Source organism: Mycobacterium sp. UM_11, from assembly GCF_001414075.1.
Taxonomy (GTDB): domain Bacteria; phylum Actinomycetota; class Actinomycetes; order Mycobacteriales; family Mycobacteriaceae; genus Mycobacterium.
The window spans coordinates 30,066-46,050 of the sequence record NZ_LATC01000035.1; the positions used below are offsets into that span (position 1 = coordinate 30,066).

Consider the following 15,985-nt stretch of genomic DNA (forward strand, 5'->3'; position numbering starts at 1 on the left):
GATACGAGGACATTTCAGCTTGTCCCAGCACCGTTTGGCACCTTTTGCTGCCGAAACAGCAGGCGTGGTGAGGGTTGGTCGTGCCGCCGGCGGCCGGGGTATCGAGCCCCATCGGAACGAAGTCACCGAAATCCTCCCACTCGACGGCTTCGACTTCGACGACCTCGATTGGCGTGACGAGGCGGGCGATCTCGGCGACCTCGACTACAGCAACGACTCCACGTTCGACAACGCGGCGCAGGTGCTGCTGGCGCCCGAGCTCGACGACCTGAACGACGACGACGAACCGTCTCCCCGGTGGCTGGCCGCACCGGTGACCGAGGTGCTGCCGCGCGTGGTCATCGCACCCGCCGCCGCGCCGCGGCTCGGACGCGCGCACACCACCGACGTGGTCGGGGTGGCACGGCAGGGCGGGCAGCATCGCAAGCAACCGACCAGCGCGGCCCGGGGTCGCCTGCTGATCTCCGCGATGGCCGCCGGCGCCGCCGCCGCTGCGGCCCACACCGCCACCAGCCACGCCGACACCCCCAAGACCGAGGCCGTGCTGACCGCGAACGCGTCGGCGCTCACCGGCGGCTCCGGCAACAACACCATTCGCGGCGCCCAGGTGGTCGCCCTCGAGCCGGCCGCGACCGCCGCGCTGCACAACCAGGAGCTCGCCAAGGGCGTCGCGTTCGCCAACGACCGCGCCCAGCGCGAGGCGCGGTTGCAGCAGCCGCTCTACGTGATGCCGACCAAGGGCATCTTCACCTCCAACTTCGGTTACCGCTGGGGGGTGCTGCACGCCGGCATCGACCTGGCCAACTCCATCGGGACGCCGATCTACGCGGTGTCCGACGGCGTGGTCATCGATGCCGGTCCCGCCGCCGGCTACGGGGCGCTGGTCAAGCTGCGCCACGCCGACGGCACGGTGACCCTCTACGGCCACGTCAACACCACCCTCGTCAGCGTCGGCCAGCGCGTGATGGCCGGCGACCAGATCGCCACCATGGGCAACCGGGGCAACTCCACCGGTCCGCACCTGCATTTCGAGGTGCTCCAGGGCGGCACCGAACGCATCGATCCCGTGCCATGGTTGGCTAAGCGGGGTCTTATGGTCGGTAACTACGCTGGTTGAGGTGACCGCGCCGAACCAGCCACCTCCCGGTCCGCAACCGCCCGAGTCCACGACGCCGTCGGACTCCAAGACGCGGATCATCCGCCGCGCACCCACCGGACCGCTCCCCATCGCGCCGGAGTCACCGACCACCCATATTCCGCCGCAACCGCCGCCCTATGCCGCTCCCGGCGCCGGGCCCCGACCCGCTCTGGCGGGCGAGCCGGGCGGCCGGACGGCCGCCGCCGCCTGCGCCGTCAGCATCGTGAGCGGCTGGGCGACCTCGGTGGTGGCGACCGACCTGATCGCCGGCTGGTGGCGGTCCGACCGGCTGTTCTGCACCGCCATCGCGTTTCTGGCCCTGGTGTTCGCCGCGGCCACCATTTCGGGCGTGATCATGTTGCTGCAGCGCCGGCCCTTTGGGCGCTGGCTCATCGTGGTCGGCGCGGTGGTCGCGGTGTTGACCTACATCGGGGTGTTCATCGCCGGCGCCCGGGTCGCGTGGATCGTGCACCTGCTGCCGCTACTGCCGATCGCCAGCGTGGTGCTGGCCCTGCACCCGCGAACCAAGCGCTGGCTGGAGGCCTAGCGGGCCCGGCGCCCGCGGCTGCTAGAGCTTGCTGATCGGGGCGTGGTTGTGCATCAGCTTGACCCGCCCCGCGCTGCCGAAGTCGATGAGCGACATGGCCGATTCGCCCACCCCGGACACTTCCTCGACGCGGCCCAGCCCGTACTTGTCGTGCGTCACCCGGTCGCCGGGCTCGAGCACCAGCAGCGGGCGCTTGCCCGCGCCCGACCGGGTAGGCGCGGCGCGCGGCGCGCCGAATCGGCCCGCGCCGCTCACCGGCGCGCTGAACGACGGGGCCGGCGCGGTGCGCCGCCACTCGATGAGTTCCTGCGGAACCTCGCGCAGGAAGCGCGATTCCGGGTTCAGCATCGGCTGCCCCCAAGACGACCGGACGATGGCCCTGCTCAGGTAGAGCCGCTGGCGGGCGCGGGTGATGCCGACGTAGGCCAGCCGCCGCTCCTCGGACAGTTCCGTCGGATCGTCCAGCGCCCGCATGTGCGGGAACATGCCGTCCTCCCAGCCGGTGACGAACACCACCGGGAACTCCAGACCCTTGGCGGTGTGCAACGTCATCAGGGTGACCATGCCGGCGCCGTCGTCGGGGATGTCGTCGCTGTCGGAAACCAGCGAAACCCGCTCCAGAAACTCCGCCAGCACACCGGTGTCCGGCACGTCTTCGTCGTCGGGCGCCTGCAACGACTCGTCCAACGCGGCCGCGTTGGCCCTGTCGGTGCTGAATTCGTGTGCGACGCTGACGAGTTCGTTGAGGTTGTCCAGGCGGGCCAGGTCCTGGGGATCGGTGGAGGACTCAAGCTCGCGGCGGTATCCGGTGCGCTCCAGCACCGACTCGACCAAGTCGCCGAGATCCTCGTCGAGGCGGCCCCTGAGCTCGTCGAGCAGTTCGACGAAACCGGCGATCGCCTTCTCCGCGCGCGAATTCAGCATCGGCACTTTGCCTTCGGCGGCGGCCACCAGCGCGTCGGCGAAACTGGCGCCGGTGTTCTCGGCGTACACCGCGGCGCAGGCCTCGGCGCGATCCCCGATGCCACGGCGCGGGGTGTTGAGGATGCGCCGCAGGCTGACCGCATCGCCGGGGTTGTCCAGCACCCGCAGATAGGCGACGATGTCGCGAATCTCCTTGCGCTCGTAAAAGCGCACTCCCCCAACGACTTTGTACGGAATGCCCGCGCGGATGAACACCTCTTCGAACGACCGCGACGAGTTGTTGGTGCGGTAGAACACCGCCACGTCGTTGTAGGTGATCTCGCCGCGGTCGGCGAGCGCGTCGATCTCCTCGGCGACGAACCTGGCCTCGTCGTGCTCGTTGTCCGCGACGTAGCCGACGATCAACTCGCCGGCGCCGGCGTCGGTCCACAGCCGTTTCTCCCGGCGCCCGGAGTTGCGGGCGATCACCGAGTTGGCCGCCGAGAGGATGTTCTGCGTCGAGCGGTAATTCTGTTCCAGCAGAATGGTTGTCGCGTCCGGGTAGTCGCGCTCGAAGTCCTCGATGTTGCGGATGGTGGCGCCGCGGAAGGCATAGATCGACTGATCGGCGTCGCCGACCACACATAACTCCGCCGGGGGCACATCGTCGGCCGATTCCGTGACGCCGTGACCGACGAGTTCGCGCACCAGGACGTACTGCGCATGGTTGGTGTCCTGGTATTCGTCGACGAGGACATGGCGGAATCGACGCCGGTAGTGCTGGGCGATCTGCGGGAAGGCCCGCAGCACGGCGACGGTTTCGCCGATCAGGTCGTCGAAGTCCAACGCGTTGGCCGCGCGCAGCCGCCGCTGGTATTCGCCGTACACGGAGGCCACGGTGCGAACCAGGTCGTCGGACTCATCCGTCAGTTTGTCCACGGCGTCCGCGGGATCGATCAGCTCGTTCTTCAGATTGGAGATGGCGTTGGCCAGCAGCCGGGGCGAGTAGCGCTTGATGTCGAGCCCCATGTCCCGCCCGATCATCTGCAGCAGCCGGCGGGAATCGTCGGCGTCGTAGATGGAGAAGTTGGAGTTGAGGCCCTCGATCAACGACGCCTGGTTGCGCAGGATCCGCACACACGTCGAGTGGAAGGTGGACACCCACATGGCGCGGGCCCGGTTGCCCACCAGGCGCACCACCCGCTCGCGCATCTCCGCGGCGGCCTTATTGGTGAAGGTGATGGCCAGGATCTGGCCGACCCCGACTCCGCGCGCCGCGATCAGGTAGGCGATGCGGCGGGTGAGCACCGCGGTCTTGCCCGAGCCCGCCCCGGCCACGATCAGCAGCGGCGAACCCTCGTGCAACACCGCCTGGCGCTGTTGCGGGTTGAGGCCTTCCAGCAGCTGATCTGCTTCGGAGGCCAGATTGGGATCGGTTACGTACACACTCATGTTGGTCCAAACTTACCGCCGCCCACCGACGCAACGCGCCCAGGCGTGAGACCACGCTAGTGCCACGAGCGGCCTTCGCCCGCCAAATCCGCCCATCGGAAATGGCGTGTTTCGCGTGGTAATGCTCGGCCCTTTCAAATTGGCGACGCAATTACACGCGAGTACAAAAAGCCGCGCTAAACGCATCCGAGTTTCTCGCCGGCGCTGACAGGGTGGAATCGAAATGGGCGCGAACTTCGCGCATTGTTAAGGGAATCCAGAACGGCACGCCACCGCGGCGCCCGCGGAAGGCGGCCTCGGACGCCGCGCGGCGCCCGGATGTAATCACCAGTTCACGCATACATTTTTGCGTGTAAGCCGTTTTTAGTGGCACACTCGTTTTGTGCTCAACGCGCAGTGCCGTCGGCAGGCCTTCACCCCGAACTGCCGCCGATTTTTCTACGGGTACCGGTTCGCGGTCCCCGTGGTCTAGCTGCTTCACCAGAGCCCCGTGGTCCGCTTCGGCGAAATCGGGGCTCGTCTCTTTTGTGAGGCCCGAAACCGGATGAGACCACAACCCCCACATCCCGACAATGCGGAGTTAGCAGAGATGAAGGTTGACACGGTGGAAACCCCACAGACCGCCGCCGAAGAGTTGAGCATCGACGACCTGCGCCACGAGATCGACCGGTTGGACGCCGAGATCCTCGCCGCGGTGAAGCGGCGCACCGAGGTGTCGCAGGCGATCGGCAAGGTACGGATGGCGTCCGGCGGCACGCGGCTCGTGCACAGCCGCGAGATGAAGGTGATCGAGCGCTACAGCGAGCTGGGTCCCGACGGCAAGGACCTCGCGATCCTGCTGCTGAGGTTGGGCAGGGGCCGGCTCGGCCACTGAGGTCGCCCCGTCACGCGGTCGCACCGCGCTTGCGACCGTCACTAGGTTCAATGGTGACGGCCCGCCGCGCCCGGTCCCCCGCAAGCGGGAGGTGCCCCCAACGCCGCGCTTGCGACCGTCACTAGCTTCAATGGTGACGGCCCGCCGCGCCCGGCTACGCCGCGCTTGCGACCGTCACTAGGGTCGAAAGCATGACCTCCCTGCAAAGCCTCCCCGACATCACCGCCACCCCAGCGTGGGACGCCCTGCGCAGGCATCACGAACAAATCGGCGCGACCCATCTGCGCCAGTTGTTCGACGAGGATCCCGACCGCGGCCGCGACCTCACCGTCTCGGTGGGCGACCTCTACATCGACTACAGCAAACACCGCATCACCCGAGAGACGCTGCGGCTACTGATCGATCTGGCACGGACGGCTAACCTCGAAGAGCGTCGCGACGAGATGTTCGCCGGCGCCCACATCAACGTCTCGGAGGACCGGGCGGTGCTGCACACCGCGCTGCGGCTGCCCCGGGACGCCGAGCTGATCGTCGACGGCCACAACGTGGTCGAGGACGTGCACGAGGTACTCGACCGGATGGGCGACTTCACCGACCGGTTACGCAGCGGTGAATGGACCGGGGCGACCGGGAAAAGAATCAGCACGGTGGTCAACATCGGCATCGGCGGTTCGGATCTGGGTCCGGTGATGGTCTACCAGGCGCTGCGCCACTACGCCGACGCCGGGATTTCGGCCCGGTTCGTCTCCAACGTCGACCCGGCCGACCTGATCGCCACCCTGGCCGACTTAGACCCTGCCACAACGCTTTTCATCGTCGCATCGAAAACGTTCTCCACACTGGAAACGCTGACCAACGCGACCGCCGCGCGCCGCTGGCTCACCGACGCCCTCGGCGACGCCGCGGTGTCCAAGCACTTCGTGGCGGTTTCCACCAACAAGCGCCTGGTCGACGACTTCGGCATCAACACCGACAACATGTTCGGCTTCTGGGACTGGGTCGGCGGACGGTACTCGGTCGATTCGGCGATCGGCCTGTCGGTGATGGCGGCCATCGGTAAGGAGGCCTTCGCCGATTTCCTGTCCGGATTCCACATCGTGGACCGGCATTTCAAGACCGCCCCGCTGGAATCGAACGCGCCCGCGCTGCTGGGGCTGATCGGGCTGTGGTACTCGAACTTCATGGGCGCGCAGTCACGCGCGGTGCTGCCCTACTCCAACGACCTGGCGCGGTTCGCCGCGTATCTGCAACAGCTGACCATGGAGTCCAACGGCAAATCCACCCGCGCCGACGGCACGCCCGTCACCACCGACACCGGCGAAATCTTCTGGGGCGAGCCGGGAACCAACGGCCAGCATGCGTTCTACCAATTGCTGCACCAGGGCACCCGGTTGGTGCCGGCCGACTTCATCGGCTTCAGCCAGCCCCTCGACGACCTGCCCACCGTCGAGGGCACCGGCAGCATGCACGACCTGCTGATGAGCAACTTCTTCGCCCAGACGCAGGTGCTGGCGTTCGGCAAGACCGCCGAGGAGATCGCCGACGAAGGCACGCCGGCCGACATCGTGCCGCACAAGGTGATGCCCGGCAACCGGCCGACGACCTCGATCCTGGCCGACCGCCTCACGCCGTCGGTGCTGGGCCAGCTGATCGCGCTCTATGAGCACCAGGTCTTCACCGAGGGCGTGGTGTGGGGCATCGATTCGTTCGATCAGTGGGGCGTCGAGCTGGGCAAGACGCAGGCCAAGGCGCTGCTGCCGGTGATCACGTCGGACGACTCACCGGCGCCGCAGTCGGACAGCTCGACCGACGCGCTGGTCCGCCGCTACCGGACCGAACGCGGCCGCACCAGCTAGGCGAACCACTTGGTGAGCGGGGGCGGCAGCACCCGCATCACCTGCACCAGCGGGGCCCACGGCCACCATGGCACCGCCGCCCGGCCGGGCTCGCGTTCCATGGCGGCGACGAGCGCGTTCACACCAGTCTCGTTGTCCACCATCAGCATTGTGCTGTTGGACTTGGCGGTCATCTCCGACTCGATATAGCCGGGCTCGATGACGGAAACCTTGATGGGGCCCTTGGCGTATTCGGCGCGCAGGGATTCACCCAGCGAGCTCAGCCCGGCCTTGCTCGCGGCGTAGGCGGCCTTGACGCCCGGCACCCCCTTGTTGCCGAGCACCGAGGAGATCAGCACCAGGTGGCCCGAGCCCGCGTCGTTGAACATTTCCAGCGCGGTCTCGATCTGCACCAGTGCGGCCACCAGATTGGTCTCGATGGTGGCCTTGTTGGCCCACAGCTTGCCCGAGCCGAGCTTCGCGCCCTTGCCGATGCCGGCGTTGACGATGATCCGATCGATCCCGCCGAGCTCGTCGCGCAGTTCGCCGAAGATCTTGGGCACCTGCTCGTGGTCGTTGACGTCCAGCGCGGCCACGGCGATCTCGATGCCCGGATACTTTTGCGACAGTTCGGCTTTCAGCTCGTCCAGCCGGTCGGTGCGCCGGGCGCACAGCGCCAGGTCGCGGCCCTTGGCGGCGAAGGCGCGAGCCATGCCGGCGCCCAGTCCGGAGCTGGCGCCCGTGATGAGGATCTTCTGACGAGTCACCCGGGCAGCATATCGACAGGTGTCAACTTGCGGGCCGCCGCCTACTTGAGCAGCCGCGACATCCGCCGGTCGGCCAGCACCTTGCCCCCGGTCTGGCAGGTGGGGCAGTACTGAAAAGACTTGTCCGCGAAGGAAACTTCGCGCACGGTGTCCCCGCACACCGGGCAGGGCAGGCCGGTGCGGGCGTGCACCCGCAGGCCGGAACGCTTCTCGCCCTTGAGCGTGGCCGCCCCCTGGCCCACGGAGCGGGTCACCGCGTCGCGCAGCACCGACACCATCGCGTCGTGCAGCGTGGCGAGCTGCTCGTCGGTCAGCTTGCCCGCGGTGGCGAACGGGGAGATCTTGGCGACGTGCAGGATTTCGTCGCTGTAGGCGTTGCCGATGCCGGCGATCACCTTCTGATCCGTGATGACGGTCTTGATCCGCCCGGTGTTTCCGGCCAACAGGCCGGCGAGGTCGTCGGCGCTGAGTTCCAGCGCGTCGGGCCCGAGGGCGGCGATCCCCGGCACCAGCTGCGGATCGTCGACGAGCCAGACGGCCAGCCGCTTTTGGGTGCCGGCCTCGGTGAGGTCGAAACCGGGCGCCTCGCCGGGCCTGCCCAGGTGCACGCGCAGCGCGATCGGGCCCTTGCCCGGTCGTAGCGGCGCGGCGGCCAGCTTTTCCGACCACCGCAACCACCCCGCCCGCGACAGGTGTGCGATCAGGTACAGCTCGCCGGCCTGCAGTCCGAGGTACTTGCCCCAGCGGTGGGCCCCCGTCACGGTTTGGCCGTGCAGCGCGCTCAGGGGCGGGTCGAAGGTTTTCAGCACGGACAGCGCGCCGACGTCGACGCGTCCGATCGTCAGGCCGACGGCGTGGCGGCGCAGATGGTCGGCCAGCGCTTCGACCTCGGGTAGTTCAGGCACGCTCTCAGTCTGCCGGTCGCAGTAAATAGGTGTCCATGATCCAGCCGTGCCGCGCGCGGGCTTGCGTCCGGAGCTCCGCGATGCGCGTCGCGACCTCGCCGATCGTTCCCGCCACCAACAGCTCGTCGTCGGTGCCCAGGTAGGCGCCCCACCAGATCCGGGTGTCGGGCGGGCACGCCGCAAAGGAGCACTCGGCGTCGAGCATGACGACCGCGGAGCCGGCCAGCCCGTGCGCGCGCAGCTTTCTGCCGGTGGTGATCAGGACCGGTTCGCCGACCTCATTGAGCGGGATGCGGTGCCGGGCGGTGAGCGCCTGCACCGCGGTGATTCCGGGGATGACGTCGAAGGTGAAGTCGAGCTGCGCACCGACGGTGTCCAGGATGCGCAGCGTGCTGTCGTAGAGCGAGGGATCGCCCCAGGCCAGGAAGGCGCCGACGCCGTCGGGTCCCAGTTCGGCGGCGATGGCCGCTGCCCAGACCCGCGCCCGCGCCGCGTGCCAGTCCGAAACCGCCTCGCGGTAGTCGGCGTCGGTCGCCCGTTCGGGGTCGGGCAGCTCGACGAAGCGGTAGCCGGGCTCGCGGATGAATCGGGCGCAGACGGCCCGGCGCAGCGCTACCAGGTCGCTCTTGCGCTCGCCCTTGTCCATCGCGAAGAACACCTGGGTGTCGTTGAGCGCCTCGATCGCCTGGACGGTCAGGTAGTCGGGGTCGCCGGCGCCGATGCCGATGACGTGGATGTGCCGGCCCACGAAAACCTCCTCCTCGCTGAGCCAAGATTGCCGAATCGATATCGAAAGGGCCTAGTCGGGACCAAAAGTACCCAGTACCATGGGTACCGTCTGCAGCACCCAATGAAGGGACGCCAGCGAGAATGACTACTGCGGTGAAACCGGATGGGCCCAGCCGGGAGGAGTTCTCGGAGCGTCTGCTGAAGGGCTCGGTCAAGAAGTCTTACGAGCCGGTCGTCGACATCGACTGGGACGCCCCGCTGGATCCCGACAAGTTCTACCTGCCGCCTCGGCTGGTGTCGCTGTACGGCACGCCGATGTGGGACGAGATGACCCGCGAACAGCAGATCGAGCTGTCGCGTCAGGAGTTGGTCAACACCCTGTCGGCCGGCATCTGGTTCGAGAACATGCTCAATCAGTCGTTGCTGCGGACGATCCTGCACGAGGACCCGACCAGCCGGTCGACGCACTACAAGCTGACCGAGCTGGGCGACGAGACCCGACACATGGTCATGTTCGGTAAGGCCATCGAGCGCATTGGCGCAAAGCCGGTGCGCCCCGGGCGGTTTCACCGCACGATCATCAACGCGCTGCCCCTGGCCTTCCAGCGCGGCTCGATGCTGTGGGTGGCGGCGCTGATCGGTGAGGAGATTTTCGATTCGCTGCAGCGGCAGATGATGGACGACCCGGAGTTACAGCCGATCATCCAGCGGCTCATGCGAATTCACGTCACCGAGGAAGCGCGCCACATCCAGTTCGCCCGCGACGGCGCGCGCAAGCGCGTCGCCGAGATGCCGCGCCTCAACCGGTGGTTCATGGCCAACATCAACGGGCTGGGCGGGTACTTCTTCAATTACCTGTTCAGCAACCCCATCCCGTACGCGCGCACGGGCCTGGACCCGAAGCGGGCGCGGCGGGCCGCGCGGACCAGCCCGCATCGCCGCGACATGCAGGTCGCCGGCTTCGCCCCGCTGGCGGCGTTCCTGACCGAGGTGGGACTGCTGGGCCCCCTCGCACGCCGCGGCTGGAAGCGCAGCAGGTTTCTGTGACGCGGCCGCCCGGCCCCGGCGATCCCCGCCACCCGATCGCCGTCCTCGGCGCGCCCGACGGCCCCCGCTCGGCGTTGCTGGCGGCCGGCCTCACCGACTTCGTCGTCGTCCCCTCGGCAGTCCAATGCACGTTCGACGACGCCACCGATACCTGGCTGTTGACCACGGCCGACGGGGAGGACGTGCAGGTGCGGGCCGTCGTCGCCGCCGGCCCGGCGCCGTTCGTGCCCTGGCTGCCGGACATCGCGGGCCGCGATGAGTTCCTTGGCGCGTCGTTTCACGCCGCCGCCTGGGACCCGGATTTCGATCCGTCCGGCAAGCGCATCGCCGTCGTCGGCGTCGACGCCACGGCCGGCCACCACATCCGCGGGCTGATCGAATCGGCGGCGTCGGTCACCGTCTTCGCGCACTCGCCGCGCCGCGTCGTCACCGAACTCCCGCGGTGGCCGACCCGCGCCAAACGCTGGCTGCGGCGCCGCATCCGTCCGGCCGCCAAGCTCCCGGCATTGGCCGCCGCGCCGATCGACGCGGTGACCGCGACGGGCCTGCGCACCCGCGACGGCGTCGAGCACCACCTCGACGCGATCGTCTACGGCACCGGGTTCTCGATCGCCGACGAACTGCCCGATCGGGCCCTCGTCGGTTCCGGCGGGCTGACCCTCCAGCGGGTGTGGCGCGACGGCATGGAGCCGTTCTACGGGGTGGCGGTGTGCGGATTTCCCAACTATTTCTTCCTGACCGGCCCCGACACCGACGCGCAGGCCCGCTACCTCGCCGAGTGCCTGCGGCTGATGGAGCGCACGTCCAGCAGCCGCATCGAGGTGCGCGCCAGCAGCCTGCGGGTGTTCAACGACCGCGCCCAGCTGGCACCCGACCGGCCTCCCGCGGCCGCGGCGGTCTTCGACGTGTCGGCGAGCGCACCCGGGCGCGACGACACCTATGACGGGGCGGCGACGCTGGAGATCGCCGGCGCGCGTCATCCGGTCCGGGTGCGGCTCGCCGGCCATCTCGACCCGATCGACGGCCGCTACCACTGGCAGGGAACGGTGTCCGGTTCGCCGTCGCGGCCGCTGCCCGACGATGCGCTCAAGCAAGCAAGGACCGCGACGCTGACGGTCGGCCGGCGCAGCGCCGCCGCGCGCATCGTCGAACAAACGCCGTGGGGCACGCACTCGATCGCCGGCGTGGGCGCGCCGCCGTACGCATCCCGCTGACCCCTTTTCGCCTGCTTATCGCGATATTTTCCGGGCGTTTGGGGACCCCCGCGACGGGGTAACCCCGGCGAGTGCGCGTGCTGCGCAGCGAATTCGAACGATATGTTCGGTGCGGTAGAGGCGGGGGCCTCGAACGGGTGGGGACTCGCACGCGCCTCACTCATACCGCGCCCCTGCGTCGCGCGCTCGGGGCGCCGCGCCCGTGGGCTGCTCTTTCCGTTGGCGTCTTGGCCGCTGCACCCGAATTAGACTTTTGCCGCTGAGGGCGGATACTCAAGCAGTCGGCCCGGCAGCGATTCGAGGAGCAGCGATGGAACCCGACGGCAGGACCCAGGTGGGCAGCCGCGTTGCGACGTCCCATCCGTCGTCGCCCGCCCGGGTATTCGAGCGCCTCGACACCACGCGGTCCGGCCATGGAGAGGGGTCGCGGTGGCGAGCTCGGTAGCTGAGTCCCCCAGCACGCTGGCCGTCGCGACGCGGACGGACGAATCGGTCACCGTGCTGACCGTCGACGGCGTGCTCGACACCACCAACTCCGCGGCCCTGCGCGACCACATCCTGCAGGCCACGCTGGACGAACCCGCCGCCGTCGTCGTCAACATCTCGGCGCTCAAGGTGATAGCCGAACTGGCGTGGTCGACCTTCATCGGGGCGCACTGGCAAGTCCGCAGCAACCCCAATGTGCCGATCGTGTTGGTCTGCGCGCACCGCGGCACCCGCGAGGCGATCGCCCGCAGCGGCGTCGCCTACTTCATGCCGGTCTACTCGACCGAGAAGGCGGCGATGAAGGCACTGGGTCAGCAGAGCCGGCGTGCGGTGCGCCGCGCCGACGCGCAGCTGCCCGCCGACCTGACCAGCCTGCGCGAATCACGGCGCCTGGTCCGCGAATGGCTGACCGCCTGGTCGCAGTCCACGCTCATCCCCGTCGCGCTGGTCGTGGTCAACGTGTTCGTCGAGAACGTGCTGGAGCACACCGCGAGCATGCCCGTGATGCGGATCGAGAGCCACGGCGCGACCGCGACCATCGCGGTGTCCGACAGCAGCCACGCCCCGGCCCTGCGGCTGCCGTCGCCGGGCCCCGGCATCGACGTCTCCGGCCTGGCGATCGTCGATGCGTTGTCCCGGGCGTGGGGCAGCACCCCCACCTCGTCCGGCAAGACGGTGTGGGCGGTCATCGGCCCCGAAAACCAGCTCTGACGCCTTATTGTCTGGGAACCCGCGCACGGGTAGAACTAGAACACGTTCTAATCTCGTGTGACGACCCGTTCCAGGAAGGCGGATGACGTGCGGTTCACCTACGCGGAGGCGATGACCGACCACCGGTACTACATCCCGCTGGCCCAGGCGGCCGAGGCGGCGGGTTATCACGCGATGACGATCGCCGACAGCATCGCCTATCCCTTCGAGTCCGACTCGAAGTACCCGTACACGCCGGACGGCGACCGCGAATTTCTGGACGGCAAGGAGTTCATCGAAACCTTCGTGCTGACAGCGGCTTTGGGCGCGGTGACGACGAAGTTGCACTTCAACTTCTTCGTCCTCAAGCTGCCCATCCGGCCGCCGGCGCTGGTGGCCAAGCAGATCGGCTCGTTGGCGGCGATGACCAACAACCGGGTGGGTTTCGGCGTCGGCACCAGCCCCTGGCCGGAGGACTACGAGCTGCTGGGTGTCCCGTTCGCCAAGCGCGGCAAGCGCATGGACGAATGCATCGAGATCATTCAGGGCCTCACCACGGGTGACTACTTCGAGTTCCACGGCGAGTTCTACGACATCCCGAAGACCAAGATGACGCCGGCGCCCACCCAGCCGATCCCGATCCTGATCGGTGGGCACGCCGACGCTGCGCTGCGCCGCGCCGCGCGGCTGGACGGCTGGATGCACGGCGGCGGGGACCCGGAGGAACTCGACGGGCTGATCGCCAAGCTCAAGCGGTATCGGGAGGAAGCCGGCAAGACCGGGCCGTTCCAGATTCACGTTATCTCGGTCGACGCCTACACCGTCGACGGCATCAAACGCCTCGAGGACAAGGGCGTCACCGACGCCATCGTCGGCTTCCGCATTCCCTACATCAAGGGCAAGGACACCGAGCCGCTGGAGACCAAGATCCGCAATCTGGAGATGTTCGCCGAGAACGTGATCGCGAAGGTCTAGCGGCGGTCGCGAGCGCGGCCGCCATCAGGCCGGGCGAAGGCCGCTTATAGCGGGTCCCACTTCGGGGCCCGTTTCTCCCGGTGCGCCATGGCCGCCTCGACGGGATTGTTGGTGAAACCGCTGAGGATCTGGGTGCGGTTCTCGATCTCGATGGCGTGGCGCAAGCTCGGCGCGTCCAGCGCCGCGTTGAGGCCGATCTTGGTCTGCCACACGCCGTAGGCGTTGTTCTCGGCGATCGAGCGGGCCACCTTCAGCGCGGCCGCCATCAGCTCGTCGGCGGCCACCACCTCGTGCACCAACTTGATGCGGTAGGCCTCGGCCGCGTCGATGATCCGTCCGGACAGCATGAGTTCGCGCGCCACCCCCGCGCCGACGATCTTCGGCAGGAGGTAGCTGGTGCCCATGTCCATCGACGAGAAGCCCGCCTTGATGAACGCGGACCCGAACCTGGCCTGCTCGGACGCGACCCGGACATCGGAGACCAGTGTGAACGCCAGCCCTCCCCCGACGGCGACGCCGTTGACCGCGGCGACCACCGGAATGGGCAACTCGTAGATCCGGACGAACAGGTCGGCGAGCCGGACCTGGGAGTCGTAGTTGACCTTGAACGGCGGGGTCGACGGCCTGGGCTTGGTCCACGGCTCGCCGGTGCCGCTCAGGTCGGCACCCGCGCAGAATCCGCGACCGGCGCCGGTCAGGATCGCGGCCCTGAACTCGCCGGCGGAGAGTTCGGCCAGGGCGTCGTGCACGCCGTCGATCAGCGATCCGTCGATGGCGTTGAGACGCTCGGGCCGGTTCAGGGTGACGAGGGCGATGTCGTCTTCGAGGGTTTCCAATTCCACTGCGGGCATGGGAGAAACCGTAGGCGACGCGGAAGTTCACGGAAGGGGCATACGGTGGTTTTGCCGCGACGTCGAAGGAGAACCATGGCGCGAACCGAAGGTGACAGTTGGGACCTGGCCAACAGCGTGGGAGCGACGGCCACCATGGTCGCCGCCGCCCGGGCCGCCGCGAGCAAGCGGCCGCAGCCGGTGATCACGGATGACTTCGCCGGACCCCTGGTGCGTGCCGTCGGGTTGGACGTCTTCACCAAGCTGGCCAGCGGTGAACTGGATTCCGACGAACTCGAGCGGACCGTGGGCTTCGCCCGGATGGTCGACACGTTCGCGGCCCGCGCGCGGTATTTCGACGACTACCTCGCCGCCGCCGGCGAAGCGGGGCTGCTGCAGGTGGTGATCGTGGCGTCGGGTCTGGATTCGCGCGCCTACCGGCTGCGCTGGCCGATCGGAACGATCGTGTACGAGATCGATCAGCCCGAGGTGATCGCGTTCAAGGCCGCGACGATGTCGGCGATCGGGGCGGCGCCCACCGCCAAGCTTCGCGAGGTCGGGATCGATCTGCGCGAGGATTGGCCGGCGGCGCTTCAGGACGAGGGCTTCGATCCGGCCCATCCCACCGCATGGCTCGCCGAGGGGGTGCTGATTGGATGGCTGCCCCCGGAGGCCGAGGTTCGGTTGCTGGATTCCATCATCCCGCTGTCCGCCGAGGGCAGCCGGTTCGCCGCTGACTACGGAACGGTGACCGGGACTTCGCCGGAGGCCCAGGAACAAGCCCGGCTGATGAACGAGGGCTGGCGACGATGGGGACTCGACATGGACCTCGGCAAGTTGACGTACCCGGGCGAGCACACCGACGTCGCCGCGCATCTGCACGACAACGGGTGGGACACCACCCAATCCCGGCTGACCGATCTGTTCGCCGCCGCGGGGCTGCCCGAGCTGGGGCCGACGGCCCAGCAGGTTCCGGCGACCACGATCAATTTCGTTCGGGCCGTTCGGGTTTAGCCGGCGCCCCGCTTGGCCAGCCACTCGGCCTGCATCACCAGCAAGGCCATCACCTCCAGCTGCGGGGTCTCGGGGTCCAGTTCGCGGTAACGCTGGTAGACGTTGACGACGACGCGCTCCGCGTCCAGCCAGGTGCCGTACTCGCCGAGGTCGATGGTGTCCGCCGCCTCGGACCACGACAGGCCGCGGCGATAAGCGGCCTCGGCCTGTTCGGACACATGCGCGAGATACCCGCGGACGGCGCGGATTCCGTCCGGGTCGCTGACGGGCCCGTGGCCGGGCACCACCGTCGGCGCGTCGAGCCCGATCATGGTGTCGCACGCGGTGATCCAGTTGGCGATCGGGCCGGCCCACACGATCGGGGTGCAGCCGATGAACAGCAGGTCGCCGCCGAACAGCACCCCGGCATCGGGCACGTGCACCACCGAATCCGCGGCGGTGTGCGCGGGACCCAGGTTCAGCAGGTCGACGCGCCGCCCGCCCACTTCGATGGTCAGGTCGCGCTCGAAGGTCTGATCGGCGTTGCGCACCGTGATGCCGCTGAAGTCGAAGTGCCCGAACCTGTCTCTTATACACATC

At 68.4% G+C, this 15,985-nt stretch carries 15 protein-coding genes and 1 pseudogene; 9 read left to right on the plus strand and 7 right to left on the minus strand.

Translation table 11 applies throughout. The features are described 5' to 3' along the window. Positions 1–67 precede the first annotated feature (67 nt). Both WU80_RS11440 and WU80_RS11445 read left to right on the plus strand, forming a co-directional pair. A complete protein-coding gene (locus WU80_RS11440; RefSeq protein WP_156349520.1) occupies positions 68–1,117 on the plus strand; it encodes a M23 family metallopeptidase in 1,050 nt (349 codons plus the stop codon). Position 1,118: 1 nt separating this feature from the next. Continuing rightward, positions 1,119–1,685: a hypothetical protein gene (locus WU80_RS11445; RefSeq protein ID WP_055402707.1), complete on the plus strand. Its 567-nt coding sequence runs from the start codon at positions 1,119–1,121 to the stop codon at positions 1,683–1,685. 21 nt (positions 1,686–1,706) lie between these two features. Here WU80_RS11445 and pcrA read toward each other — a convergent pair whose 3' ends face one another. Next, positions 1,707–4,040, minus strand: a complete 2,334-nt coding sequence (gene pcrA / locus WU80_RS11450) for a DNA helicase PcrA (RefSeq protein ID WP_055402705.1) — start codon at positions 4,038–4,040, stop codon at positions 1,707–1,709. A gap of 544 nt (positions 4,041–4,584) precedes the next feature. Between pcrA and WU80_RS11455 the strand changes: the two genes are divergently transcribed. Next, entirely contained in the window at positions 4,585–4,914 is a 330-nt protein-coding gene (locus WU80_RS11455; protein ID WP_082459827.1) for a chorismate mutase, read from the plus strand. A gap of 191 nt (positions 4,915–5,105) precedes the next feature. Further along, positions 5,106–6,770: a glucose-6-phosphate isomerase gene (pgi, locus tag WU80_RS11460; RefSeq protein ID WP_055402701.1), complete on the plus strand. Its 1,665-nt coding sequence runs from the start codon at positions 5,106–5,108 to the stop codon at positions 6,768–6,770. On the opposite strand, the gene WU80_RS11465 is transcribed toward pgi, so the two are convergent. The 4 genes and pseudogenes from WU80_RS11465 to cobF form a co-directional block, all read right to left on the minus strand. Then, on the minus strand, positions 6,767–7,516 hold the full coding sequence (locus WU80_RS11465; protein ID WP_055402698.1) for an SDR family oxidoreductase: 750 nt from the start codon (positions 7,514–7,516) through the stop codon (positions 6,767–6,769). The genes pgi and WU80_RS11465 overlap by 4 nt on opposite strands. Before the next feature lie 41 nt (positions 7,517–7,557). Continuing rightward, on the minus strand, positions 7,558–8,028 hold the full coding sequence (locus WU80_RS26380) for a zinc finger domain-containing protein (RefSeq protein WP_231633807.1): 471 nt from the start codon (positions 8,026–8,028) through the stop codon (positions 7,558–7,560). A gap of 150 nt (positions 8,029–8,178) precedes the next feature. Next, positions 8,179–8,421: pseudogene (locus WU80_RS26385) on the minus strand (DNA-formamidopyrimidine glycosylase family protein); the annotation flags it as partial. Positions 8,422–8,425: 4 nt separating this feature from the next. Continuing rightward, entirely contained in the window at positions 8,426–9,169 is a 744-nt protein-coding gene (cobF, locus tag WU80_RS11475) for a precorrin-6A synthase (deacetylating) (RefSeq protein WP_055402694.1), read from the minus strand. A 122-nt stretch (positions 9,170–9,291) separates the two neighbouring features. Here cobF and WU80_RS11480 point away from each other — a divergent pair, with 122 nt between their 5' ends. From WU80_RS11480 to WU80_RS11495, 4 genes are all read left to right on the plus strand, one after another. Next, a complete protein-coding gene (locus tag WU80_RS11480; protein ID WP_055402692.1) occupies positions 9,292–10,197 on the plus strand; it encodes a diiron oxygenase in 906 nt (301 codons plus the stop codon). 224 nt (positions 10,198–10,421) lie between these two features. Continuing rightward, the gene (locus tag WU80_RS11485) at positions 10,422–11,411 is read left to right on the plus strand and encodes a DUF4873 domain-containing protein (protein ID WP_231633808.1); all 990 of its coding nucleotides are present in this window, start codon (positions 10,422–10,424) and stop codon (positions 11,409–11,411) included. 429 nt (positions 11,412–11,840) lie between these two features. Beyond that, on the plus strand, positions 11,841–12,608 hold the full coding sequence (locus tag WU80_RS11490; protein ID WP_231633805.1) for an STAS domain-containing protein: 768 nt from the start codon (positions 11,841–11,843) through the stop codon (positions 12,606–12,608). Positions 12,609–12,695: 87 nt separating this feature from the next. Then, on the plus strand, positions 12,696–13,562 hold the full coding sequence (locus WU80_RS11495) for an LLM class flavin-dependent oxidoreductase (RefSeq protein ID WP_055402690.1): 867 nt from the start codon (positions 12,696–12,698) through the stop codon (positions 13,560–13,562). 44 nt (positions 13,563–13,606) lie between these two features. Here the strand turns inward: WU80_RS11495 and WU80_RS11500 are convergent, their stop codons facing one another. Further along, a complete protein-coding gene (locus WU80_RS11500) occupies positions 13,607–14,404 on the minus strand; it encodes an enoyl-CoA hydratase/isomerase family protein (RefSeq protein WP_197281205.1) in 798 nt (265 codons plus the stop codon). Positions 14,405–14,488: 84 nt separating this feature from the next. On the opposite strand from WU80_RS11500, the gene WU80_RS11505 reads away from it, so the two are divergent. Beyond that, complete coding sequence (locus tag WU80_RS11505) at positions 14,489–15,406, plus strand: SAM-dependent methyltransferase (protein WP_055402686.1); 918 nt, start codon at positions 14,489–14,491, stop codon at positions 15,404–15,406. Here the strand turns inward: WU80_RS11505 and WU80_RS11510 are convergent. After that, on the minus strand, positions 15,403–15,985 hold a 583-nt coding region (locus WU80_RS11510; protein WP_055405758.1), incomplete at its 5' end, for an MBL fold metallo-hydrolase. The genes WU80_RS11505 and WU80_RS11510 overlap by 4 nt on opposite strands.